This is a genomic window from Lactiplantibacillus herbarum (genome assembly GCF_001039045.1).
GTDB classification, from domain to species: domain Bacteria; phylum Bacillota; class Bacilli; order Lactobacillales; family Lactobacillaceae; genus Lactiplantibacillus; species Lactiplantibacillus herbarum.
The window spans coordinates 82,482-107,621 of record NZ_LFEE01000018.1 but is presented as its reverse complement, the minus strand read 5'-3'; the positions used below and the strand labels follow the sequence as shown (position 1 = coordinate 107,621).

Sequence of the window (25,140 nt, the reverse complement as noted above, 5' to 3'; positions counted from 1 at the left end):
GCACGTAATTCCTGAATGGGAGTTACGTGCTTTTATTTTGCTTTAATCTACAGGATGCCATCCCCTGCTAATGGCTCTCAACTTGTATCATACCGTTCTACATTTAGCTCGCAGGAACATCAGCTAATGTCCAAACAACGGCCCCTTGATATCGTCCCGGCAAGGTTGTTCCCGGAACCATCAAGAATAAACCATTCTCGCTAGACCACGTACTAATCGCATCAAACTGATCATTGGCACTCGTTGTCGTATGTGTCGCCACTGTCACGTTATGTCCAACAATCGATTGGCGTTGACCGTCTTGCTGATAAACAAAGTCCCCTGCTAGCGTTTGACCATTATCAGTCGCTAACATTTTAGGCGCACAGACTTGTAACTGCCAGTTATGACCAGCACCCCGGGAATCTGCCACGACTACTTGCCAGTCATTATTGCGTGCCACTTTTAAGCTTTGACCAGTCAAAGTGGTCGGTACAAAACTACTATCAGCGGCTACTGTTTTAAATTGCAACTGGCCAGCACCCGCAATTTTAAACGCTGGTGCTGTAACGCTTGTCAGATAATTCGACCCAATAAAATGTTGCACTTGTGCCGCAACCGCTACAGTCTGAGTCGAATTATTTTGGGCCGCTCCTGTTAGCGTAATTGTCGCTGAACCATTGCTCTGGCTTAAATCACGTAATTTGGCCGTTAATTGCCCAGTTACTAGCATCGATGACGACAGCGTCTGGGGCTCCTGGCCATCTGCATACGTAATCTCTCCCTGTGTTAATTTAATGCGTGCCATATCCATCTTAATTTGACTTTGAATACCCATCCAGTCCTGTTTACCACTATGATAATCGACCTGATAAACATATTTCAGCTGATCACCCGCGGCAACTGTTTCGTCAGCATTGATGAGCCGATTGTGCTGAGTCACATCTGTCAACTTCACAGAAGTAGCTCCATCCACCAGTCCCGGCACAGATTCAAAAACAACGAGACCATTTTCATAATTAACCCCCGTTGCACCCGTAAATCCCCAACGTACACGGCCATCAGGAGTATTGAACTTACTTGTATCAAGACTAACCGTTGCGCTTTTTCCAGTTTGGGATGCTGCTGTCTGAGGATTGCGATCATCAAATGTATACGTCATTTGACCAACCGTACTGCTCCCTGATGGTGCGTGCCAATCCAACGTTAAGTGATGCCATTGTCCATCACTGAGCTGCAAGTTATCCAATAGCCCTTGATGATTCAACGTGTAGTAATTCTGAAAGAATCCGTAACCATGCTGCTGATAGGCACTTCGATCCCCTGGATAAGCTGCAGCAATGTGCGCTCCTTGAATCCCATTAGCCGCATCAAACGCATTGCCATTTTGATTAACCGTATTATTGACATACGTATCAAATTCCAACGCCCAGCTATTTAAAATAGCGCTGCCCGCGATAGTATCAACATTCCCGGTATTTTGATCTTGCCCCCATACGCCTAACGTTTGGCCGCCAGTTTTAGCTAATGCCCGCTCTCCGCGCGCATCGTTTTGTAGTACTAATGCTAAACCGTCGCCAGCCTGATTGCCCTGGTTACCAAAGTTCAGCCACATTGAGCTAGTCGCTGATTGTTTTAAGTCAAAAAAGTTATTAGCTGTAGACCAAACACTCCCCAATTCACCAGCACCACGAGTAACCCGAACCACATCCGTATTAGCTACTTTGGGTGCTGTTACAACCGTTGCTTGATTGCCGGCTGTCGGTGCAGTTGCAAAGACATTCGTCAGTTTAATCCCTTGGGGAGCCGACTGTAGCGCATCGCTGTAATCATCTGCTCGCCCAACCAAATAACCGCTAACTAATATACAACTCCCAACAATCATCACGAGCGACCATCGTAAGTTAGGCCACTGTGTAATCTCATGGATATGCCAACTACTAGGTAGTCTTGCTAGTCCGCTTAGTTGACGCCACAACCTGTCAGCTCCCTTAAAAAAAGTATCAACACCATTATCTCTTGGCGGCTTCAACCAGTCACTCCTACACCTCATGTAAACGCCCCATTCATTAATCAGTTACCCTCCTCACTAACTAACAATTGCAAGCACGTTATTAGAGTCTGCATTAGCAATCTGCTACAATCGTTAAACTATCTAGTTAGTAAAAATAAGGGCTGTGTGAATTAAATTATAGCGGCAATCATTGATTAATCATTAGGCTATTTGGAGGCATCCGTAGGTTATCGTACGCACCTCGCCAACCTACACAGCGAATCACGATAATTAGTGTATATTTAATTTTCGTTAGCTTTTCAGATTGACAGGGGGACCAACAATGCATGATTTAATTACTGACAAAACCATTAACGATCTATTTCCAAGCATCAAACAACTGCGATTGATCATCAAAAATCAGTTAGACTTAGATGCTGAAATTTTTCGTTTTGAGGATAATCCAAATCACTTTATTACCGGCTTTTATGGTCGCAATTTTAAAACTATTACTAGCAAGGCGCCGTTGATTCGCTGCCTATATATTACGCACGGACATGGGAACTTGTTGCTTAATGGAGAGTCCATCGCAGTCGAGCAAAACACCCTCCTATTAGTCAATCAGTATACTCAAGTTGAATTAACCAACCTTCAGCAATGTGAATTTATTTTCGTTGCGGTCAAAACCGAATATTTTGACGCGCCCGCCATCGTTAACTTACTGAATGCCGATAACTTGAAACAATTCTATTTTCCAAAAGACACCTCGACTCCTGTTCCATACTATAATTTGTATATTTTGGCTGACTACTTAACGATTGGTATATTGGTCTATCTCCTACTGCAACAAATTTTAAAAATGCCAGACGCCTATGATAAATCAACTTATATGGCCTTCGTCCTTTTGATCAACGAGCTCAACACTCGTCATCCTGATCTCAAAAGCACGGCAACCGACATTAATCTTCGAAATGAGTTGGCAGCTGATATTCTTGCCTACACTAAGCAGCATCTGATGGACTACTCATTAGAGACTGTCGCACGCCATTTCCATCTAAGTCCCAACTACTTATCACATTTGATCAGTTCAGCGACCGGCCAAACACTCTCTAATCACGTTCGCGAGTTTCGGCTAACGCTTGCTCGTCAATTGCTGCAATACAGCAAAATCAGCATTGATGAAGTGATTACCCAGCTCGGCTACAGCGATAAAACTTATTTTTATAAAATCTTTAAGGCCGAAACTCAGATGACCCCTTTGCAATATCGAAAACAGATGACATTTCCAACTAAAGCAGGATAATGTCACAGCACAAAAATGAAGGATGTGACAAAACCGTTAAGTTTTGCCGCATCCTTCATTTTTTTCATTAGCTATATTCTTTGATTGTATCGTACTAATACGTGTGCAGGTTATCAGAATTCCCGGTAACTACCGGTCACTACGGGAAGCAGTGAAATGCTTGCTAGCCGCATTTTCTTTGGTAACCAGGTTTGAATAATATTGAACGCCACCAGCGATGGCTAAGATAACGATAATTGCTAGTACTGGACCCATAAGAATTCTCCTCTCTTGTTACAGTCTTATTATCGTTATGTTACAGAAACATTTCAAGCGGTTAGACTTTATTTTAGTATGTTCGTTGTTTTCTTTACCTTTTCTTAAATAAATTAGGATCATCTACGCCATCATCAACCCTTTTTATACACTTCTTATCTGAATTAGCATAATTTGATGGTTCAAAATCAATTAATCCCAACGGTAATTAAGCGCGTTAAATAAGCATTGACACCATCCTACTTCTTATCTATAATGAAATTTGTTGTTGTCGCGGTAGCTCAACCGGATAGAGCATCCGCCTTCTAAGCGGAGGGTTGTGAGTTCGAGTCTCACTCGCGACATTTTATAGGTGAATTAGACAGTATCCCAAAAATAAGGAATCCCGTTAAATCAACATTTAGCGGGATTCCTTTTGTACTAGGGCAGCCTAGTTCGTGAAATGACTTGTCTTTTTTTGACCCAAACATCAAATTTAAAAAGCTATCTCAGATACAACAAACAAAAATCTTCATTACCATTGTATCTTTATAGTATGTATAAAAATAATCTTGAGAGGAGCTCAATTAATAATGAACGGTACATATTTGGATCGAAAAGTAATTATTATTGACGGAAATAACATTGATAACATGGCTTCTTTTTACGATGAAGTAGAACGAGTAATGACTAAAAACTTAAACTTTTCGATTGGACGAAATCTAGATGCCTTCAACGATGTGTTGCGAGGTGGATTTGGTGTTCATGACGATGAACCTATTTTAATAAAATGGAAAAATTATCAAAAAAGTATCAAAGTCCTTGGCAAAAACAAAATGGCTGTTATTGAGGAAATCATTTTAGACACTAATAATTCTGGGCATGATTGCTTACTAGAAAAATTGGGGAAATAGGTCCCTTTATATCAATTAGAATTATTTTTCTCAAATCCATAATTCTTCTCTAAATAAGACAAATCCCACACTAGCCTATTTCAGCCGGTGCGGGATTTGTCTTATTCATCTATTGTAATTTATTTGAAACAGACCAAACACTTATTTCAAGATATCTGGAAAGTAAATTTGCGCATCATTTTTCATATTACCTAAAAAGGCATCAATATTCTTGGAAGTTAATGGCCCAACTGTCTTAGTTGACACATCGCGTAACCACATATAGTACTTTCTGGCATTTTGATCTTTTTTGATTACTTGTAGAACTTCAAGTCGTGAATAGTTACTGTATTCATTATCCAGTTGCTGCCGAATTGGCCGAATATTCTTGACCGCTTTGTTAGGACCAATCTCATTAAGAAGCTTGTAAGCCTCCGCCTGATATGTCAAATAATCTTGAATTCGTTCAATCAACTCATCTTCGGTATATTCAAAATTAATAAAGTCTAAAAATGCATTCATAATTTAACGCCTCCAAACTATAACTATACAAAAACTCTCCTTAAAAAGCGAGTGTCAGTTTGAAGTTTCGCCACAACTGCTCACAAAAGCTGAGCAATCTGTTTACTGCTAGAATATCAGAGTTAACTACGCCGCCGCTTTCTCAACCACACCGCAACACTACCTAAAGCTACCAGTAAAACACTACCGACAACGGCTAGCCATTGATGAACTTGCTCGCCAGTTTGTGGTAACCAACTTGCGGAAGTATTACGCTCCGTATGGTGGTTAGTAGGTGTCGCTTTGGTCTCACTGAGCACATTTGTACTCTGACTAGATGCTAACGAACTATCATTAAGATCCGTACCGACCGTTTTACCCGTATTCTCGTCAGCTATATCACCAGTCGTAGTTGCATGACTTGTGGATCCACTAGTCGTTTTCTTATCGTTTGTCTTCCCTACCGACGAACCATTTTTATCAGGTTTAGTATCCGAACCATTGCCATTCGGTTTTACGGTCGCTACACCATTACTATCTGGTTTAGTAGTTGTCCCATTACCGTTCGGCTTGCCTATTGACGAACCATTACTACCCGGCTTCTTATCCGTACTATTGTCACCTGGTTTTACTATCGAAGATCCATTTCCATCTGGTTTGGACCCTGACCCATCACCATTAGGTTTCACGTCCCCGTTATGGTTATCCCCCGGTTTGGTCACACTCGTCCCACCTTCATCAGGTTTCGTTGCCGTTAACGGATTATCATTATCTAGATCTACTAAGACTTCCGTTCCATCACTAGTACCAGCCATGGCCTGCTCGATTGAAACTGTCTTTTCAGCACGCGCCTTAGCCGGCTTGAAGTTAACCGTTACTAACTCACTGGTTGGCTTATCAGCACTAACGATCAGCCGTAACTTGCCGTTCTCGACCGTCTGACGCAATACCTGTACGCCCACTGCTGCTTTAACCGTATCAATGTCACGACCAGCTAAATCAAGTTGCATATCCACAGCTGTCAATTGACGTTTTTTAAGATTAGTTAATTGAATCTTGGCCTGATTATCATTACGGCTCAACTTAAGTGTTTCAACATCGCGACGTTTCTTAGTCAAATCAGTCTGCTTCAAGAAAGCAGTTGAATCAAAAACATTACTATCAACCATCTCTGGTGTCTGTGGTACTTGCAACGCATTGAGCACTAACGCAGTGATATCTGAGTTGGAACCCCCATGTAACCGTCGACCACTATCAACGGTCTCGCCACCAAGTGCCATAAAGATACTACGATTACGAGCATCCCAGCCGCCATGATTAGTCCCAGACCCGCCATGGTCAGCATTGGCAATCACCAACGTATCATGACTATGGCCGGTTGATTCCAATTTATCCATAACTTTCTTAAAGAGACCATCGTATTGAGCATATTGATCCCAATAATTGTCGTTATACCAACCCTTACTGTGACCCTGTCCATCCATATAGTCACTTTGCATATAGACCATCGCCGTATTTTGGAACTCAGGTGTTCCCACATAGTCAGCGACATCATCAAATGACTTCAATTTGGCAGACTGCTTCGTTGTTACCGGTGCATCAGGTTCGATGATTGAATTGACGATAGGACCCCATTCTGAAAACGCTGCGGCACCACGATTCGGATTAGCTTTCTGCAATATCTTGAAGACTGATGGGAACAACGGCTGCGCCTTATCAAAGTCCTCAAAGTATTGCTGTCCCATCGTGCCATTAGTGCCTTGGTAGTCAGCTGGCAAAGTATCCCAAGGGCGGCCATGTAGCATTGAGATATAATTTTGCGCTGAAATCGAAGGTGACACAGCTTTAGCTGAAGTACTCATCGCAAATTTATTATTAAATAGATCCATGGTATAAGTATTACGACGCTTCTTCATAATTGCGGGATCTGTCGTCCACGCTGGTGTCGCAGTGCCCTCTGCATAATAAATACCATTTGGGTCCCACGGGTTACCACCGCCATCAGTCGTTAAAACAATGACATGTTTATACGGCTTGATTTCTGTCTTTTGTGCAATGGCTTCCTTGGCAGTCATTGGCGCCATCGCGACATCACCAACGCCGACGATTCCATCACCATTAACATCCATCGCATCTTTACCCTGGATATTAACAGCAAGCGGACCACCCAATTGAAGCGTTGTTCCCTTGGTTAACTGTTCAAACTGAACGGATGTATCACCAGCAGACTTAGCTTTCAGATTAACGTGCGCCAAGCGTGTTTGACTATACTGCTTGAATTCAGCAGATGATAAGTTAGCACTCGTCGTAATCCGTACTCGTCCCGGCTGAATCTGTTGAACGCTGGTCTTATCCCCTTGCAACAATCGATCCGCACCGACAAAATCGAACTTAGATGCATCGTATACGACATCCATGGAAAGCGAGTCCGCATCACCTGTTTTCAGTTGTCTAGCATGCACGTTAAAGCCATATGTATGACCACTAGTAACCCGCTTAGGACCAACTAACTTAGTTGCAACGGTTTGATCAACTGGCACTTCTGCTTTTTTACCTACTTGTGCCGCTTGGTTGAGTTGCCCGACCTGTGCACCAGTCAAAGTGTGATCGTATAAGCGTGCTAACTTAACTTTCCCCGTCATCATCGACTGGACGTGACCGTCACCCGGTATAGCATCACCGCCCAGCACAAAATCATTGGTACCTTGCGCTAACTTCAAATCACCGGGCATTGCCACTTGTTGTGCTAGCTGACCATCTAAGTACAGGCTGGCCGTTTTATTCTTATCAATCACGCCAACCGCATGCACCCAGTGGCCTTTGCGTAAACTTCCCTTAGGCATTTTATAGCCACTGCCATCATGAGCGTAGAAGGTGACCTGATTTCCTTGGACACCTAATCCAACACCACCACCCTGCTGACTTGAAAAAATTTCATGTTCACCACTAGCATCAGCAGCTGGATCGTATTTGAAATACGCTTCAATCGCCATCCCGTTTTTGAGCTGTGCCAACTGATCATTCGTATAGGTCGTATAGAACGCCGAACCACCATTGAAGTTCAGAACAGGTTGATCAAACTCAGCGTCAGTGGTCATACTTGGCTGACCTACCGCCGTCCACTTAGCATTGTTCTGATCAACTAACTGCTTTCCTTGAACACTTAGATCTGCCATTGCTTTAGGCAGTGTATTCGTATCAGTAGCGGGCATTGCGGTTTGGCCACTCTGTGCTCCTGCTGGCATTACGGCCGCCATCGCTGGGGTCACAGTGGTGGTTAAAATTGCTGTACAAACTAATAAGGTCGTTAAAACGCGCGGCTTCATTGCTTATGATCACTCCACATATTTATTTAGTAACTTCTAGCTACTTTCCTTAATAGTAGTTAACCTGTGTAAAATATCTGACTGAATTAAGTAAAGAAACCATATTTTTACTGTATCGTTTTCACTAACAACAAAAAAAGACCCGGTACCGTCAATGACGACACCGAGTCTAATATGATTTACGAGTTGCTATCGAAATAAATTAACTAAGTACGCAAATAACCATGTTCTTGTTCTACTGCCAATTGTCCCACTTGATTCAGGTAATCAAAAGGCTGATTGAAGTTCGGTGAGAACAACATATCGATCATTGCGAGTTCATCAATCGTGCCACCGTGTTGGATGAATACCGACATCGTGTTGGCAGATTGCGAAACTTCATGCTGGCTCATGATTTGAGCACCTAGCACTTTGCGATTGTTGCGATCATAAACTAATTCAATGGTTATAGGGTGTGCTTCCGGCATAAAACCAGGTCGGTAACTACCTTCATAGACTACGCTACCAACATCAAAAGCCGCTGAATTAGCTGCCGCCACGGTTAAGCCAGTACAAGCAACCGTGTAGCCAAAAATCAACATCCCCGTCGTTGCCTGTGTCCCGATTGAACGACCGCGTTTATCAAAAACGTTGATCCCCGCTAACGCACCTTGGCGAATCGCATGTGACGCTAAGGGTGCATAACCTGTTGAATGCGTTGGATTATAATGAATAACGGCCGCGTCTCCTGCCGCAAAGATATCAGGATTAGACGTCTGCATGTAATCATCCGTAATGATGGCACCGTTAGCCATCATTTCAACTTGCCCCGCTAAGAGATCGGTTTGTGGAATAATCCCGGCACAGATCACTGCCATATCAACTTCATAATCATCATGGTCCGTCTTAATTCTCAACTGACCATCGTCAGCATCTTCAAATGACGTAATATTAGTATCAGTAAATACCTGAACACCCTTAGAACGCAAGACTGCTTCGACGTCCGCTGACAACCTAGGTTCAACGTAATTATTCAATAAATGATCATGCCGTTGAATTAGGATAACTTCATGTCCCGAATTAACATAACCTTCCACTAATTCAACCCCAACATAGCCACCACCGATAATCGCAATTCGATTACGATCATCATTGACTGCACACAAATCATGCGCTTGATCATAAGTTTTACATAACATGACATTTGGATTTTCAATTCCAGTAATAGATGGAATCGCCGTAATTGATCCTGTCGCCATAATCAATTTATCAAACGACTGCTCAGCCATTTCTTTAGTCATCAAATCTTGCACTAAGATCGTCCGCGCCCGACCATCAATCCGAATAACGTCGTGATTGAGTTTCATATCAACGCCCTGTTCAACAAACTTTGCTGGTTCAGCATAGAAAGCATCGGATAAATTATTGACCGTTCCTTCAATATGCAAGTATGTCGCACATGAGAGGTATGAAATGTTATCGTGCCGTTCATAAACCGTAATTTCGGCTTCCGGATAGTAGTTTAACACTTGCTGAATAGCTGCAATGCCCGCATGGGTACATCCGACAATCACTACTTTCATTAATCCTTAACTTCCTTCCTCATAGCTTATCATATCAATTTGCTATTAATTATTATATTATTATAGTATACTGTTCTTATGCAGAATGTAAACCATTCATAGGAGGTTGATTCGCTTGAAACCAATTTATCGTTACTTTGTCCAGCCCCAAATCAATGCCGAAACTGATTCCATTTTCGGCTATGAATTACTCATGAAGCAATTAACTCCGGATGGTTGGCGTTTACCAGCTTCGTTTGCTGATATTGACCCTCAAATCATCTCTGACTTATTAGTCTCAACGACTAAGGTGCTCTCAGTTAAAGTGCGCTATTGTTCTGTTAACATCAATCGCGACCAATTAATGAATACAACCATTGCTAAGGCAATTATTAAAAGTCAAATGCAGCTCTACCCTACCAAGCTCGTCGTTGAGTTGACCGAAGAAGATAGTCCTCAGAAATATTCAGTGGAAGATTTAATTCCACACCTTAAAGAGTTTCTCAGTAAGGGCATGCAAATTTCGCTTGATGACGTCGGCACGGGTGATAACTACTTCAATAGCATTCAAGAACTGCTACCATTTGTTTCTGAGTTAAAATTTGCGTTACAAAATTTCAATTCAGAATTCAAAGACCCCAAAATTCAACAACAAATTCATTTCTGGCGAGCAATCAGTCTTGAATACGGACTACGGCTTGTTCTCGAAGGCGTTGAGGATCAAAATGACGATCAGTTAAGTGCTGATTTCGGCATTAACTTACGTCAGGGGTATTATTTCAGTAAACCTCAACTACTGAGATTACCTGAAGACAATTATTCTGCATAATATTTAAATACAGATGAAGAAATCCTATCCAAAAAATAAGCGTCATACCGACCTCATTAGTCAGTATGACGCTTTTATTAACCCGTTAAATCTGTAAACCACTTATCATCTGCGTAAAACAGCTTTCAAGGCCACCATTTCTTTCTCAGTTCCATAGACTAAAATAATCCGTCGCGCCCAAGTTCGATGTGTTGCTGAGCGATATACTGGCAGGAGCACCACGTAATCTCGATAAGTTGTGGTTGGTTCAATCTGCAACTCGTCTACTCGAAAATAGTACCGGTGCCCCTTGTATGTCAGCTGTTCTTCAGTTAACTGCGAAAAGCTCACCGAATGTTTAGTTGGCTTAAATTGCCAACTGTTCTTCCAAGCAAGTAAATAACAGACCCAACTCCAAGTTGCAGTCAACAGGTTAATACTCACAATCCAACTAAGGAAAATCCAAAAGAACCCAAACCAGTCACGCTGCAACTCCTGCATGACCGTTAAACCACCACTTGTAAAAACAATGCGTAAGAAACCGGTTCCCGTTAAGCCAAGGGCAACCAATAACAACCAGCCACCAAATAAGTACCACGGCCAGACTAGCCATGGAAATTTAACTTTTAACAGTGCCTTGCGCTGATACAAATCCTGATAAATTCCAGCTTGCCGTTTTTTTCTATCCACCCTGATTCTCTCCTATCATCTGCTACTGCCGCTATAAACTAATATTCAGTATAGCGATATCTTCAGCATATTGACAAGCAGTATTTAGCAAGTTTCATCATACCTCTATCGGCCGCGCAATCGAAACCAACAATCACCAGTCGCATTACCCTAAAATAGCAGGTATAATATTAGCAGAGGTGAAACGTATTGAAACTTGAAGCAATTGCGGGTAATATCGCCCACGCGATCAAAGACCGCTCATCAGACGCACCATACACGCTGGTCGTTGAGTTTACCGACAAAGAATCCAAAGGTAAATCCGCAACCGGATGCGTGCTCGTTCAGATGCCTGACCAGAAGCATTATACGATGACCAGCAATGATTTCCGTTACATGGATGCTGGTCAAGCCATCCTTGATGAAGAACTCGGAGCCTTCTTCGAATGTGACGACGACCTCGATCAACGCCAAGTCCTAATTGACCGCGTGACCGAATTAATTGAACAAGACGCTGACAACGATGCTCAGCCGACGACCTAAAAATAACTCACTCACGCAACCGAATTGCATGAGCGAGTTATTTTTTTAATAATGATCCTCTTGTCGTTGCTCATTAACTTGATTTTTAGCCGTAAAAGCTGCTTGAATCTCATCTTGCGTAAAGCCGAACTCTACTAGTCCCAGCTTCAAGAAAACCCGCCAAGCATGCTGATAACTGATCTGCCGATGATTAAAATAGGCATCATACAACAAGTGCTTAATAGCCAAATATTGTTTGTTCAAGTCAGTTACTGGTTTGGTCGTCAAGCCTTCTAAATCATCCGGCGTTAACGGAATCAAGTGAGTCCACTGCTGAATCGCAGCCACTAAGAAAAAGAAGTCCATTGCGTCAACGTATTCGTTCAATAACGTTTCACGCTGTGTTTTCCCCGCCTCAGCTTTACCCTTGTGTAATTTCCAAACCTTGAACCATTCAGAGGTATTTGCCATTTCCGCTAATTCGACATCCAAAGATACCATGGCATTTTGGAGCCGTTTAGCTGGCCGCCAATGAATTTTTTGCCGTACCGTAATATCGCGGTCCAAGCGAATCGATTGTTGTAATAAAGTTGTTAGGTCTAACATGCTAAGCCCCCGTTTAAGCAAACACTAATGGATCCGCTTTAATTTCCAAAGAGTCGATATTATCTAAATACCAATCCCGCATAAAGTTAAAGTGTAACAATACATCGAACCATGATACCGCCTGTTCAGGATCATGGACCGTGATGACCCATTTATGACTACCACTCTTTTCAGCCGCATCATAAACATCAACAGTTAAGCCTTGACGTAATTCGATCTGAGCACCCTGGCCTTGCTTCGAATTCTGCAACATGTGATCATTAGCTGCCGCAGTCACGAAGAGCTTATCCACGATGGCTCGATCAAGATTAGCAGAACGCAATTCATATTTAGCTGCATTAACAACGTCCAAAATATTAAAATCAACGTTGAAACCAAAATCATCACGTAAGCAGTGACCAAATTTGATCAATGTCGCAATCACGGTATTGATGTCGGCAGCATCAGTCCCTTTTAACAACAACTGGTTAATAAATAAGTTGGTAAACGCCTCACTGTTAAACCGTAATAAACGACGTTCAAGATGAATATAGAACAAATTCTCACCGGTCGTCTGTTCACGATAATAAGCACCACCATTGCCGTTATCCACGACTTGGTACAAGAAGGTGTAATCAACGGACAGCGCTTCATAAACGTGATACAACGACTCGCTGTGCCGTTGTGAGTTCAAAGCAGCTTGTTCATCATTGTGCATCCCCAATAACCGACTCATAAAGATCAAATAGTAGTCTGCGTTGTTATATTGATGTGGAAAAGTGACATACGCGGTATCCAACTTAAAATCAGCTAACCGTTGTGCCGCTGCTAATAACACTTCACCATCGGTCGTGTCGATCAATTGGTCCATCAGCGCTGTAAACTTTTCACCATTAGCGAGGCCGTTTTTTAGCCCAGTGTTAAACATGGCTAGCTTACCATGTGTACTCAGTGTTGCAGCATCGAGTTCCTGTTCATTATTCGCCATCAGCCGCTACCTGCGCCTTTCCAATCAACGTGGTTAAGTAGTCAACGTAAAGACTACGGTTACGCTCATTAAAGTTTTCAAAACTCTTAAAGGCGTTTTCAATGGCCTGCTTTTCGTATGCTAAAATCGTATCTTCCTTAGAAAGCGTTAAAATCTTAGCTTCGTTATCCTTCATCGTAGCATGGGCATTATTAGCCTGTTCATCTTCATCAGCTAACTTAGATAACTGATCAATAATCTGCTGACGTTCCTCTTTGATCCGGCCTGAATCAAAGAGTGAATTACGCTGACCATTTTCTTTTAATTGCTTGCGTAGTTCTTCTTTTTGTTCATCACGATCACTCTGAGCATCAATTAGCTTTTGCAACTGATCACTACCCGCTGAGATTTTTTGAATCTGAGCCGTGTTGAACCGTTCATGATTAGCAGCCAATTCAAAGGTCTGCTGTAATTTGTTATATTCTTCTGAACTAAATTCAAACGCCACTTTTAAAACGTTCAATTTACCAAAGAGACGTCGATCCCACCAATTACCGAAGTAAATCTGGAATTCGCCGATCTGAGTTTCTTCGTAATAGAAAAATGGGTATTCATGTGCCAAATAATCAATTAACTTCGTGCTCAAATAATGACTGATTGCCGGATAAACATCCGTAATTAAGGCCACTTGGGCATTACGGGTTGAATCCGGTTCCTCATTAAGTAAGGCCTGGTGATAGTGGTCACCATCGATCAATTCGTAGATCAACCGGTCGTCACCAGCCGTAATTGCTTGGCGCACCGTCGTTACATAGTCTAACTTTTGTTGAAGTTGCTCCGTAAGTGCGTGCGTAGTTTGATCCTGTTTTTCAAGATCAGGCTGATTTTCTTTTTCCATAATAATCTCCTTGCAATCAATAATAATTGAAATCACGCTGAATTGCATTGCTACTGTTAATGTTACCGAAGATTGGCCGATTAATAAAGGTTAACAGCACCAATTTTTCAAATTTATAACAAAACGGCTAGTCCACCTATATAAGGTGAGCTAACCGTAGATACTAAATCAAACTATTATTAAATTAATATTTTAGTACAATTCCATGTACTGATCGCGTTCCCAGTCACTAACTTGCTGACGATAGGAAGCCCATTCTAAACGTTTAGCTTCTAAGAAGCTCTGATAGATATGAGGACCCATGGCTTTTTTCATGGTTGGATCAGTTTGGAATTCTTTCAAAGCATTGTGAAGTGTTGAAGGTAAATCAACGATTCCAGCTGCTTCCCGTTCGTCTTCATCCATGACGTAGATATTACGGTCAACACTCTTTGGTGGTTCAATACCGTTCTTAATTCCGTCAAGTCCAGCTTCCAAGACCGCCGCAAAGGCTAAGTATGGGTTGGCTGAAGCATCGACACTCCGTAATTCCAAACGAGTAGACAAACCACGTGCACTTGGAATTCGGATCATTGGTGAACGGTTAGATGCTGACCAAGCCACATAAACTGGTGCTTCGTAGCCAGGTACAAGCCGCTTGTATGAGTTAACCGTTGGATTAGTTACCGCCGTGTAAGAACGAGCGTGTTTCATCAATCCACCCAAGAAATGGTAAGCATCTTCAGATAATTCTAAACCAGACTTATCGTTAGCATCGTAGAACGCATTCCCTTGATCGTGGAATAAGGACATGTTCACGTGCATCCCAGAGCCATTGACACCGTTGAGTGGTTTTGGCATGAAGGTTGCCCATAAGTTGTACTTACGTGCGATCGTCTTAACCACTAACTTAAAGGTTTGGATATGATCAGCAGCGGATAACGCATCCGCATATTTAAAGTCAATTTCATGTTGACCAGGTGCAACTTCGTGGTGACTAGCTTCAACATTAAAACCAAGTCGTTCTAATTCCAAAGCAATATCACGACGACAGTTTTCACCCAAGTCCATTGGTGATAAGTCGAAGTAACTTCCCTTATCATTCAATTCAGTCGTTGGTTCGCCCTTGTCGTTCATCTTAAAGAGGAAGAATTCTGGTTCAGTCCCACAGTTAAATGACGTGTAACCCGCTTCGCGCATATCGTTCAAAACTCGAATCAAGTTGTTACGAGGATCGCCTTCGAATGGCTTGCGATCAGACGTGTAAACTTCACAGATAATCCGAGCAATCTTACCGTGTTCAGTATTCCAAGGCATGATCAACCAAGTTGATAGGTCAGGATATAGGTACATATCACTTTCTTCAATACGAACAAAGCCATCGATTGAAGAACCATCGAACATCAACTTGTTATCTAATAACTTGTCTAATTGTGAAACTGGTACTTCGACATTCTTAATCGTGCCGAATAGATCAGTGAACATTAACCGCAAGAAATTAACATTTTCTTCTTTGACGATGCGGCGGATATCGTCATTTGTGTAGGACTGTTTTGCCATGAAAATCGCTCCTTAAATTGATTGACTAACGGATGCAAACACCTTAGTGTGTCGGATAATTAGGACCCTTGTCGGACTGAAACCGTCCTAGATTCAGGAATTCATCATGAAGAATTCGGCGAACGTCTTTATCCGTTAACGGTTTATCCAAATCAGCCTGCTTCTGTTGTGCTCGTTGCTTCTGAAGCGCATAGATTTCTTTGATACCAGCCATATTGATGCCATCCGCTAAATAATCTTTGATCTCCAATAACCGATCAACATCATTTAGAGAGAACATGCGGCGATTGCCTTCATTACGATCCGGTGTAATTAAATCCTGTTCTTCATAGTAACGAATCTGACGAGCAGATAGATCAGTCAACTTCATAACCGTACCAATCGGTAGAACAGCTAACGAACGACGTAGTTCCTTTTCCTTCATAACGACCCTCCTCTTTATTACAGACTTAATATTAGCAATCTCAACACCGAATGTCAATCACACATGTCAGAAAACGTCACACGAATTATAATAACTAGACCAATTATAATTTAGTTTAACCAACTAGCGATGAAACGGTCGATTGAGTCTCTTTCTTCAGGGTGTTCCAATAGACTAATCCAGTTCACATCCATCTTATTACGGAACCAGGTTAACTGACGTTTTGCATAGCGCCGTGAATCTTGCTTGATCGCTTCAATAACTGCCTGCTGATCACTAGCTCCCTCAAAATACGGAAACCATTCATGATACCCGATTCCCTTACCAGCAGGTAACTCGATACCACCCTGATCAAATAGCCAACGTGCTTCGTCTTCCAAGCCAGCTGCCAGCATCTGATCAACACGCTGATTGATGCGATCATATAGCAATGGGCGTTCCGCCGTTAAACATAACGTGTAAGCATCAAGTTTCGTCGTCATTTGATCTGCTTGCGCTGAGAACAACTGACCACTCGTGTGTTGATATTCCAATGCCCGAACAACTCGCACCACGTTGGCTGGTTCAACGGCTTGTGCTGCTTGCGGATCACGTTCATTTAAGACATCCCACACAGATTGTGGTCCTTGAGACGCTGCACGATCAAACCATTTCTGACGATAATCTAAGTCTGGTTCCAGGTCGGATGAGCCGAACTGATAGCCAGCTATCAATGATTGTAAGTAAAAGCCAGTCCCACCCGCAATAATCGGTAATTTTCCACGCTTAGTGATGTCATCGATCAAAGCAGTCGTGCGACTGACAAACTCGGCGACCGTAAAACGCTGATCAACCTCTTTAATATCGATCAGATGATGAGGAATCTCCTGCCGTTCGTCTGGCATGACTTTAGCTGTCCCAATATCTAAATGACGATAGACTTGCATCGAATCCCCTGAGATAATCTCGCCATTAAACTGCTGTGCTAATGCTATCGACAACGCCGTTTTCCCTACAGCAGTTGGACCAGCAATTAATAAAACTTTTTTAGGTTGCAAAAAACTAACCTCCTTGCATCTGAATTCGTAACTGATAAGCCACTCCCGGATAATCCGTGATCAATCCCGCAAATTGATGGCGATAACAGAATCGCATATCCCGTTCCGTATTAACGGTCCACGGTCGTAACTGAACTTTCGGCAATATAAACCAGTGCCGCCGAACCCAGCGAATATCTGGATGGTAACCCAGGATAATATGCTCAGCGTGCAGTCGCTTCGCCGTCTGAATCTTAGCTTTGAAGAGGCTGTCAAACTCAGCATCCGGTTGTAACACATGTAGACGTTCAATCGATTTACCATAAAAACTTGAATAGACGAGGTGGAATGGGACGTCGTGGTGATTGAAGTAATCCGCAACTAAATCTTCAATACCCTCATAGTGAATCTTATTCGTTTTAAGTTCTAAATTAAAGATTCCCGTGAAATGTTCTTGAATCAAAAGCTGAACAACCTCATCCAACGTTGGAATGTGGGTACCCACATAGATCGGATCAAACTTACCCCCAGCATCTAAGCGTTTTAGTTCTGCCAAGGTATGATCAACAACCCGACCAGTACCATTCGTTGTCCGATCGACCCGTTCATCATGAATAATCACTAACTGACCGTCTTTAGATAAGTGCACGTCAGTTTCAATCCCATCCGCACCATCAGCCAGCGCCGTAGCGAATGCTGGTAACGTATTTTCAGGCCGTGTCCCCTTGCTACCACGGTGCGCAATAATCTTTGTTAACATTTTTCCACCCCACTTTTGGAAAATATAGTTTTAATTGATTGATATCTACACGTAAAACAAGCATAATGAAACTAATAATTACTAGGAGGTTTGTCTACTATGAAATCATTTACACGTGGCTTCTTGTTTGGGGTCGTTGCAACGGCCGGTGCCGTAATCGGTTCTGTTTTATCATTTAAGAAACAGGTCGTTGATCCCATTGAAGATCAAGAAAACAAATTTGAAGAAAATCGTAAAAAAGCAATGCGTAAGAGTCGCGCTGCCCACAACGGTTAATTAATTAAAAAATGGTGGCCGAACAAGTTTTTGTTCTGGCCGCCATTTTTTAATACTTCGCTTTTTTCGTCTTACCTTCCCAACGTGCAAAACCGGGTTTTAAAATATATAACTGTGAATAACCCTTCTTCGCCAACATTGCGACGGCCCGCGTACTTAACGTGTGGGTCTGATCGTAAACGTAGATTGGCATATCCGGACGCAATTCGTTCATTCGAACTTTCAAACTGTTAAAGGGAATATTACGGGCACCTAAAATATGACCCGCATCAAAATCCTTTTTCTCACGTAAATCAACCACTTGGGCCTTACGCATACCAGCCTGAAAATCTTCTTCTTCTAACATCGTTGATACTTGCCGCCGCCGAATATAACTGTAAAGCTCGTAAATAAAGTAAGCTGCGATAATGATAACTAACACAATATTAATGTAAGTCCAACCGCTCAATGCACCTAAAACCACGATATCCCTCCTAATTTCTACCTAATCTATTTTACACAAAACCGCTTACTTTGACTAGGGGTAAGCGCGAAAAGCCTTGATTTATCCGTGATTAACGCTCAATAGCTCTTCTTGCGTGACGATTTCACGGTATTTATTGATCGTCATCTTTAATACATACGGTGTAAAGTTCTTAATTCTCATAAAATCAGCATACCTAAAATCCGAATTAAACGTATTGATAATCATTGCCAGGGCCGCGCCGTGCGTTGAAACTAAAACCGTTCCGTCGGGCTCACGTTTTAAAACATCGTCAATTGCAGCAGATACCCGTTGTTGCAGATGCCCCAAAGATTCGCCACCTGGTTCAGCAAAGTTAAAATCCTGCCAACGTTGTTTCAATAACCCATCTTCATGATCACCAATGACACCACGCTCACGCTCTCGTAAGCGCCGATCCAACCGCACCGTTAAATTTTGAGCGGCTGCCAACGGCTCGATAGTTTGCAGTGTCCTTTTGTATGGACTAGACACACAGTCGTCAAAAACAACCGTTTGTAGCAACTGGCTAACTTTAACTGCATCCTCACGTCCAATCGCCGTTAAATTCATAGTAGCATCATGTGGATTTGAATAATCTGGCAGTGCATGGCGCACAAAATAGATTGTTGTCATGCACTCACCGTCCTCTATCAATCAATCGCTGCTGGCTGTCACAAATTAAGAGCCCTTGGGCATTCGTCAGTCGAGTGACAGTTTCACCCGTCTGCTGCTCCCAAGCTTCAACTAACGCTGGTAACTGAGGATTAAGCTCACATTGTAAATCATAGTGAGGATAGATGCGTACGGGCGTCGCGTTAATCGCCGTGCTCGTCGTCAAATGTTCCTCATTATCCTCTGGAAATAGCTGTGCAAACAACTCTAAATCAGGACCTAGTAAAATTGCCCCCGCACTGATTCCATAGATAGGCGTTCCCGTCCGAGCTAATTTTCGCAGCTCGCCTAGGACATTCGCGATTCGTAGATTCTTCAGCAGCAAAAATTCATAGCCGCCGTTCAAGATGATTGCTTTCGCCGTTGTTAGTTCCATGAGGTCATCCGTTAAAACATCGAACAAGTCGACTTGATCAAATCCCAATGACCGCACCGTCTCTTGCAATTCAATCATTTTAGGGTGTTGCTTACCTTCACTTACCGAGTTAACAATGATCAAAATTCGTTCGGTTTGTCCATGACTGGATTGAACCATTTCCATAAACGCATCCGTAATCTTCTGATTGCAAAATGCCCGTGATGATAATAATAATTGTTGCATCTTCAACACCCCTCTCAACTACAACTTATAATTGTCCAACTGATTTTAAGTATTGAATCGATTTTAAACAAAAAGAAGCCCTGAGACAAGGCTTCTTTTTCATCTTCAAATATTTAATTTAAAGTTTTAGACAAAACGTTGAGCTAATGAAGCGGCACCAATGACACCAGCATCATTACCTAAGACAGCTAACTTCAAGGCCGTTGTATCGCGAACCGTTGGGAACGTGAATTGTTTGAAGTAACTGACAACTTGGTCTAATAAGAAGTCACCAGCTGCTGAAACGCCACCACCAATAATAATTGAAGATGGGTTTAACGTATTACCAACGTTAGCTAAAGCTAAACCTAAGTAGTAAGATACCCGGTCAACGACCGACTTAGCCAAGACGTCGCCTTCTTTAGCTAAATCAAAGGTAATTTTAGAACTGATTTCTTCACCGTTATCTAAGAGTTGTTTTAATTTAGAAACGCCAGAGAATTCTTCAGCCATGTCACGAGCAACGTGAACGACACCGGTTGCGGAAGCGTATTGTTCCAAACAACCCTTCTTGCCACAAGTACACATGTAGCCGTTTGGTTCAACCGTCACGTGACCGATTTCACCAGCGCCACCAGCAACCCCATGTAGTAAGCGGCCATCAGCGACGATCCCGCCACCAACACCAGTACCTAAGGTTACAAAGACAACGTCAGAACCGTTTTCACCGGCACCCTTCCAGCGTTCGCCAAGGGCAGCAGAGTTTGCGTCATTATCTAACGTAAACTTAATGCCAGTACCCTTTTCGATCTGAGCTTTAACTGGTTGAAGTGTCTTCCAGTTTAAGTTGTAGGCGCCAATAACCGTTCCGTTGGCTAAATCAACCGTCCCAGGAGTTCCCATTCCGATACCAATGAACTGTGAACGATCCATCTTGTATAAGTCGATGTGGTGATTGATTGAATCAATGATGTTAGGCACAATGTGAGCCCCTTCATCTAAAATCGTCGTATCAATACTCCACTTTTGTTGAATTTCGCCGTCTTCCGTTAAGATAGCGAATTTAGTTGTCGTCCCACCAAGGTCGACTCCGATTAACTTACGATCCATCTTGCTGATTCCTCCATTTAATGATGCACATCTGTTTCGTGCGCGTCTTCTTCTTCAAGCCGGTGCTCATGTCTCAATACGAGTTTTACGCGGGCATACATCTTAGCATCGATCACCCCAGCTTGATAGAGATGATCGACTTCAAGGGCCATCAGTTCGATGTCCCAAATCCGTTTACCCACGTAGACGTATACGCCAAATTTTTTTAATAATTGTTGGACGTCGTAAAGTGTTTTCATGTGCATATCCTCGATTTATTATACAGTTAAATTAACATTTGTAAAACCCATTTTTAGTAACGCTAACAAGCCTACAATTAATACAATTGTCGCCACAATCCGCTTGATTGGTGCAATCTTACCGATCCGTGGCACACCTAGCATGTACCCAATTAAAAAACCACCTGCAAGGCCACCAATATGACCCCAAATATCAATCCCATTGGAGAACATGTCAAAGACTAGGTTTAATACCGTCAACAATAAGAATTGATTCGTCAATTGCCGGATAACAGGGTTCTCCCAGAAGGATTCACCAATCGTCAGGAAGGCCCCAAACAAAGCAAAGCAAGCTGTACTTGCCCCGACTGATTGATTGGAAGATAACGCAAAGCTCATGATGTTCCCACTGATACCGCCCAACAGGTAAACTACTAGGAAACGCCAGTGACCATACATTGCTTCAATCTGCATTCCCATGAAGTAAATCACAACACTGTTCAATGCGATGTGAGTCAGTCCCATGTGCAAAAAGATTGGCGTGATAAATCGCCACCATTGGCCCGCCGCAATCGCTTGATTATTTTTAGCCCCAATTGCATTGAATAACAAGGTCCCTTGATCACCTAGCAACCATTCTACAAGAAAGATTGCTACCGTAAGACTCAATATAACCTGAGTCATTGCGGGTTCTGTCTGCCACCACCGTTTAATTCTCGTCATCTTGTCCATCCTCTACTACTAATAGTTCGTCTAATAAGATATCGTATTCGTCGACTGGCCACTGAGCATGCTCGAAAGCCATCTCACGGAAGGCTAACGTCAATTTAGTCCCACGATAATCAGCTAAGTAACGATCGTAATAACCACCACCGAACCCGATTCGTGCAAGCTGGCTTTGGCTGTACCCGAGTCCAGGTACCAGTATCAGATCAATTTGAGCCTTAGAAACAGGCTGACCAGTGACAGGTTCTAAAATACCGAATTTAGTCCGCTCAAGGTGGCTAGTTGCGTCATACGGGTAAAAGGCCATCTGCCGATGTGGCAAGGTCTTAGGAATAACAACCTGCTTACCAGTCGCCCACGCTTGTTCGATTACCGGACGCGTATCCACTTCAATAGCGCTACTGATGGTTATTGCAATAACTTGAGCATCACACCAGGTCCCACTAGCAAATAGCTGGTCCTGTAGCAGCCGCTGTTGAAGTTCGCGGTCTGCAGTCGCCATCTGGCTAAGTCGCTGAATCTGTTGTATACGAAAAGTTGCCTTGTCCACGCTGAGCACCTCCCAGGGTTTAATCGTCAAAAAGCTGGTATAAAAAAATCCCATTTATCAACACGTCAAATTGAAAAATCAATTTGGCAGTTGCCAACAAATGAGATACCCATTGTCTGATGACAATGTGACAGAAAAAACAACAGGTAACCCCGTTGTTATTTTGTTTCGCGATGTAAAGTAACTTTGTGTTCCCGTGGACAGTACTTCTTATATTCAACCCGGTCCGGATTGTTCCGGCGGTTCTTTGAAGATAAGTAGTTACGTTCATGGCAATCTGTACATTCAAGTGTAATGTGTACCCGCATGTTGTTGACCCTCCAAACTCATTCGCATATTACAGGGCCGGAACCCTTAACTTGAATTACTATACCATTAATCATTAAAAAATGCCAGTATCAATTACGATACTGGCACCATAAATCATCATGAATTTATTTGTTGTAATACTTCCAAAAGGCACTGTAAATTTCTTGGGCTGTAACCATATTAATTTTACTTTCAGTACTGTTATTCATCCCAGGGAAGACAATCGCAATTGCCACCTTTGGATTCTTATACGGTGCGTAGGTTGCAAGACTCAACGTTTCAGTAGCAGTAGTACCATGGAACGTTTCAGCGGTCCCAGACTTGGCGGCAACGGCTGGTGTGATGCTAGCCAACGTAGACCCTGTCTTATAGGTACTCGTCCCATGAACCACGTCCCAATACCCCTGATGAACGACATCAAAGTATGAAGATGGCACGTCGATCGTGTTCAAGACCCGTGATTTCACGTTAGTCTTAACCGCACCCTGAGTTCCGTCCGAGTTGGTTCCCGTAATAGCAGAAACAACGTGAGGTGCAATCCGACTTCCGCCATTAGCCATCGTCGCAATGTACTGTGCAACTTGAACCGTCGTGTAAGCATCGTAGTTACCGTAGGACAAGTCAAGTGCTTTACCAATTTCATTGGTCCCTTGGTACCCAGTAGCTTCACCTGGCAAATCAATCCCAGTCTTAACACCTAACCCGAATTCGTTAAAGTAACCACGAAGTTTTGAGAAGACCGACGTCGACATCGTCAACGCTTTACCAGAAGCGTAGGTAAAATTACCTTCCTTCATGGCCAACTGCATCATATACGAGTTAGAAGAAACTTCCATCGCAGTTGACGCATTCAAACTTAAACTGGTTGCACCAGTCTTATTGAACCACGACGTCTTAGCAGCTGTTCCGGCTAACTTGATTGGTGTATCCGTCAAAGTACTGTTAGTTGGTGTAATTACACCATCTTGTAAAGCACCCATGACCGTAGCACCCTTAACAACCGACCCCATAACAAATGATTGGTTGATTGTTCCCAGCGCATTTTCTGTAACTTTCCCAGTTGAGAGATTACGGCTAGCACCAGCTAAAGCATAAACGGCTCCAGTGCTAGGATTCAGGACAACCGCATAAGCACCTGGTGAGTATGGGTTGCCACTACCAGCCGTCTTAGCTGCAGACATGATAATATTTTGAACCTTTTCTTGGAACTTCGAGTTAATCGTCAATTGAACGTTATCACCCTTTTGACCACCATACTTCTTGATTTCCTTTTGGATGACCCCATCCTGCGTCTTAACTTCAGTCTGTGACTTCGTACCACGCAAAACATTTTCATACTGCTTTTCCAATTGACTCTGACCAACTGAATCATCACGAGAATACCCTTCAGCAAGTAACGTTTTAATGTTATCACTAGGTAACCCTTGCTTTTCAGTCGTTACGGTACCAAGCACACTACTGAGGTCAGTCCCATTGGGATAACTCCGTGTCCAACTTGTTCCGACCTTAATTCCGGGCATTTGGGACTGATGCTCACCAATTTCGGCTAGCTCAGTACTAGTAACCCCTGTCGACTTAATATTGACTGTTGACAGTGAATAAGCTGAACTCATCTTATAGTAAATGGCAGCCGCATTCTTTTGAGTGGACGTCATATTACTGGTAAGGTTCTTTTCAACATAAGCAACTTCGCGAGCATAAAGAACCGTTTCATCCGTCGACGTGGTCACTTTTTTCGCCACAGCTTTTAGATTAGATGCTCCTGCTAAGTAGTAATCAGCAAGGTTACGATCGGTTAACGTATCAGTAGAAATCGTCAAGTATTCGCCTAACTTATTCGCTACTTCGTACATCTTGGTTGATGCTACCGAAAGCCCCTTAGTATATTGAATCGCTTGGTGGGACTTATTACCCACTAAGACCCGACCGGTTGAATCATAGACTGATCCCCGTTGGACGTTCCCCGTTGCGGTCGTGTTGTTGGCTGAATTCACTTCACTACGAAATTTCTGCCCGTAATCCACTTGTAAGTACGCTAACTGTGCAATCAACGCGGCAAACAATAGGAAAACAATAAAAAACAGAAAGTTCAGTCGGAATGGAATATGCGACTTGTTGGGATCACGATTTATCTTAATATTCTTAAACAATTTCAATTCTCAGGCGCTCCCGTTCTTAATTTGGTAAACATTTCTCAAAAATTCACCAGATAATACTAGCAATCCTCGATAAATACCATACTTATGTTATTCTAAAC

General features: G+C 42.7%; 27 protein-coding genes and 1 tRNA gene. 6 read left to right on the top strand and 22 right to left on the bottom strand.

The window, feature by feature from the left end; translation table 11 throughout:
- Nucleotides 1–103 precede the first annotated feature (103 nt).
- Nucleotides 104–2,011 (bottom strand): L-type lectin family protein, encoded by a 1,908-nt coding sequence (locus ACG95_RS05580; protein ID WP_152668290.1) that lies wholly within the window; start codon nt 2,009–2,011, stop codon nt 104–106.
- Between the two features lie 304 nt (nt 2,012–2,315).
- Here ACG95_RS05580 and ACG95_RS05575 point away from each other — a divergent pair, with 304 nt between their 5' ends.
- Entirely contained in the window at nt 2,316–3,275 is a 960-nt protein-coding gene (locus tag ACG95_RS05575) for a helix-turn-helix domain-containing protein (protein ID WP_047999569.1), read from the top strand.
- Nucleotides 3,276–3,404: 129 nt separating this feature from the next.
- Here ACG95_RS05575 and ACG95_RS14890 read toward each other — a convergent pair whose 3' ends face one another.
- Nucleotides 3,405–3,530: a hypothetical protein gene (locus ACG95_RS14890; RefSeq protein WP_272946171.1), complete on the bottom strand. Its 126-nt coding sequence runs from the start codon at nt 3,528–3,530 to the stop codon at nt 3,405–3,407.
- Between the two features lie 270 nt (nt 3,531–3,800).
- Here ACG95_RS14890 and ACG95_RS05570 point away from each other — a divergent pair.
- Both ACG95_RS05570 and ACG95_RS05565 read left to right on the top strand, forming a co-directional pair.
- Nucleotides 3,801–3,874: transfer RNA gene (locus ACG95_RS05570), tRNA-Arg, on the top strand.
- A gap of 228 nt (nt 3,875–4,102) precedes the next feature.
- Entirely contained in the window at nt 4,103–4,423 is a 321-nt protein-coding gene (locus ACG95_RS05565; protein WP_202812190.1) for a barstar family protein, read from the top strand.
- A 141-nt stretch (nt 4,424–4,564) separates the two neighbouring features.
- Here the strand turns inward: ACG95_RS05565 and ACG95_RS05560 are convergent, their stop codons facing one another.
- The 3 genes from ACG95_RS05560 to ACG95_RS05550 form a co-directional block, all read right to left on the bottom strand.
- Nucleotides 4,565–4,924, bottom strand: a complete 360-nt coding sequence (locus ACG95_RS05560; RefSeq protein ID WP_047999568.1) for a hypothetical protein — start codon at nt 4,922–4,924, stop codon at nt 4,565–4,567.
- A 122-nt stretch (nt 4,925–5,046) separates the two neighbouring features.
- Nucleotides 5,047–8,229, bottom strand: a complete 3,183-nt coding sequence (locus tag ACG95_RS05555; protein WP_047999567.1) for an alkaline phosphatase family protein — start codon at nt 8,227–8,229, stop codon at nt 5,047–5,049.
- 206 nt (nt 8,230–8,435) lie between these two features.
- Nucleotides 8,436–9,791 carry an FAD-dependent oxidoreductase gene (locus ACG95_RS05550; protein ID WP_047999566.1) on the bottom strand — a complete coding sequence of 452 codons (1,356 nt, stop codon included), beginning with the start codon at nt 9,789–9,791 and terminating at the stop codon, nt 8,436–8,438.
- Between the two features lie 115 nt (nt 9,792–9,906).
- On the opposite strand from ACG95_RS05550, the gene ACG95_RS05545 reads away from it, so the two are divergent.
- Nucleotides 9,907–10,599 (top strand): EAL domain-containing protein, encoded by a 693-nt coding sequence (locus tag ACG95_RS05545; RefSeq protein WP_082137312.1) that lies wholly within the window; start codon nt 9,907–9,909, stop codon nt 10,597–10,599.
- A gap of 105 nt (nt 10,600–10,704) precedes the next feature.
- On the opposite strand, the gene ACG95_RS05540 is transcribed toward ACG95_RS05545, so the two are convergent.
- Nucleotides 10,705–11,268, bottom strand: a complete 564-nt coding sequence (locus ACG95_RS05540) for a hypothetical protein (RefSeq protein ID WP_047999565.1) — start codon at nt 11,266–11,268, stop codon at nt 10,705–10,707.
- Nucleotides 11,269–11,457: 189 nt separating this feature from the next.
- Between ACG95_RS05540 and ACG95_RS05535 the strand changes: the two genes are divergently transcribed.
- Nucleotides 11,458–11,790 (top strand): hypothetical protein, encoded by a 333-nt coding sequence (locus ACG95_RS05535; RefSeq protein WP_047999564.1) that lies wholly within the window; start codon nt 11,458–11,460, stop codon nt 11,788–11,790.
- A 45-nt stretch (nt 11,791–11,835) separates the two neighbouring features.
- Here ACG95_RS05535 and ACG95_RS05530 read toward each other — a convergent pair whose 3' ends face one another.
- The 7 genes from ACG95_RS05530 to ACG95_RS05500 form a co-directional block, all read right to left on the bottom strand.
- The gene (locus ACG95_RS05530; RefSeq protein ID WP_047999563.1) at nt 11,836–12,375 is read right to left on the bottom strand and encodes a dUTP diphosphatase; all 540 of its coding nucleotides are present in this window, start codon (nt 12,373–12,375) and stop codon (nt 11,836–11,838) included.
- A gap of 13 nt (nt 12,376–12,388) precedes the next feature.
- Nucleotides 12,389–13,342 (bottom strand): hypothetical protein, encoded by a 954-nt coding sequence (locus ACG95_RS05525; protein ID WP_047999562.1) that lies wholly within the window; start codon nt 13,340–13,342, stop codon nt 12,389–12,391.
- On the bottom strand, nt 13,332–14,267 hold the full coding sequence (locus tag ACG95_RS05520; RefSeq protein ID WP_053072697.1) for a hypothetical protein: 936 nt from the start codon (nt 14,265–14,267) through the stop codon (nt 13,332–13,334). The genes ACG95_RS05525 and ACG95_RS05520 overlap by 11 nt, the downstream gene beginning before the upstream one ends.
- 144 nt (nt 14,268–14,411) lie before the next feature.
- Nucleotides 14,412–15,758, bottom strand: a complete 1,347-nt coding sequence (glnA, locus tag ACG95_RS05515) for a type I glutamate--ammonia ligase (RefSeq protein WP_047999560.1) — start codon at nt 15,756–15,758, stop codon at nt 14,412–14,414.
- A gap of 43 nt (nt 15,759–15,801) precedes the next feature.
- Nucleotides 15,802–16,182 (bottom strand): MerR family transcriptional regulator, encoded by a 381-nt coding sequence (locus ACG95_RS05510; RefSeq protein ID WP_047999559.1) that lies wholly within the window; start codon nt 16,180–16,182, stop codon nt 15,802–15,804.
- Between the two features lie 110 nt (nt 16,183–16,292).
- On the bottom strand, nt 16,293–17,219 hold the full coding sequence (gene miaA / locus ACG95_RS05505; protein ID WP_047999558.1) for a tRNA (adenosine(37)-N6)-dimethylallyltransferase MiaA: 927 nt from the start codon (nt 17,217–17,219) through the stop codon (nt 16,293–16,295).
- A gap of 4 nt (nt 17,220–17,223) precedes the next feature.
- Nucleotides 17,224–17,958: a glycerophosphodiester phosphodiesterase gene (locus ACG95_RS05500; RefSeq protein WP_047999557.1), complete on the bottom strand. Its 735-nt coding sequence runs from the start codon at nt 17,956–17,958 to the stop codon at nt 17,224–17,226.
- A 99-nt stretch (nt 17,959–18,057) separates the two neighbouring features.
- Between ACG95_RS05500 and ACG95_RS14185 the strand changes: the two genes are divergently transcribed.
- The gene (locus tag ACG95_RS14185; RefSeq protein ID WP_047999556.1) at nt 18,058–18,234 is read left to right on the top strand and encodes a DUF3042 family protein; all 177 of its coding nucleotides are present in this window, start codon (nt 18,058–18,060) and stop codon (nt 18,232–18,234) included.
- 49 nt (nt 18,235–18,283) lie between these two features.
- On the opposite strand, the gene ACG95_RS05490 is transcribed toward ACG95_RS14185, so the two are convergent.
- The 9 genes from ACG95_RS05490 to ACG95_RS05455 all read right to left on the bottom strand — a co-directional run bounded on the left by ACG95_RS05490 (nt 18,284) and on the right by ACG95_RS05455 (nt 25,039).
- Complete coding sequence (locus tag ACG95_RS05490) at nt 18,284–18,697, bottom strand: rhodanese-like domain-containing protein (protein WP_047999555.1); 414 nt, start codon at nt 18,695–18,697, stop codon at nt 18,284–18,286.
- Between the two features lie 81 nt (nt 18,698–18,778).
- Nucleotides 18,779–19,351, bottom strand: coding sequence for a histidine phosphatase family protein (locus ACG95_RS05485; RefSeq protein WP_047999554.1), 573 nt, complete (start codon nt 19,349–19,351; stop codon nt 18,779–18,781).
- A gap of 4 nt (nt 19,352–19,355) precedes the next feature.
- A complete protein-coding gene (locus tag ACG95_RS05480) occupies nt 19,356–19,991 on the bottom strand; it encodes a Type 1 glutamine amidotransferase-like domain-containing protein (protein WP_047999553.1) in 636 nt (211 codons plus the stop codon).
- A 126-nt stretch (nt 19,992–20,117) separates the two neighbouring features.
- The gene (locus ACG95_RS05475) at nt 20,118–21,080 is read right to left on the bottom strand and encodes an ROK family glucokinase (RefSeq protein ID WP_047999552.1); all 963 of its coding nucleotides are present in this window, start codon (nt 21,078–21,080) and stop codon (nt 20,118–20,120) included.
- A gap of 17 nt (nt 21,081–21,097) precedes the next feature.
- Nucleotides 21,098–21,319 carry a YqgQ family protein gene (locus ACG95_RS05470; RefSeq protein WP_047999551.1) on the bottom strand — a complete coding sequence of 74 codons (222 nt, stop codon included), beginning with the start codon at nt 21,317–21,319 and terminating at the stop codon, nt 21,098–21,100.
- Nucleotides 21,320–21,337: 18 nt separating this feature from the next.
- On the bottom strand, nt 21,338–22,021 hold the full coding sequence (locus tag ACG95_RS05465; protein ID WP_047999550.1) for a rhomboid family intramembrane serine protease: 684 nt from the start codon (nt 22,019–22,021) through the stop codon (nt 21,338–21,340).
- A complete protein-coding gene (locus ACG95_RS05460) occupies nt 22,008–22,574 on the bottom strand; it encodes a 5-formyltetrahydrofolate cyclo-ligase (RefSeq protein WP_047999549.1) in 567 nt (188 codons plus the stop codon). The genes ACG95_RS05465 and ACG95_RS05460 overlap by 14 nt, the downstream gene beginning before the upstream one ends.
- Nucleotides 22,575–22,732: 158 nt before the next feature.
- Nucleotides 22,733–22,882: a 50S ribosomal protein L33 gene (gene rpmG, locus ACG95_RS14180; protein WP_082137310.1), complete on the bottom strand. Its 150-nt coding sequence runs from the start codon at nt 22,880–22,882 to the stop codon at nt 22,733–22,735.
- Between the two features lie 126 nt (nt 22,883–23,008).
- Nucleotides 23,009–25,039 (bottom strand): peptidoglycan D,D-transpeptidase FtsI family protein, encoded by a 2,031-nt coding sequence (locus ACG95_RS05455; RefSeq protein ID WP_047999548.1) that lies wholly within the window; start codon nt 25,037–25,039, stop codon nt 23,009–23,011.
- Nucleotides 25,040–25,140 lie beyond the last annotated feature (101 nt).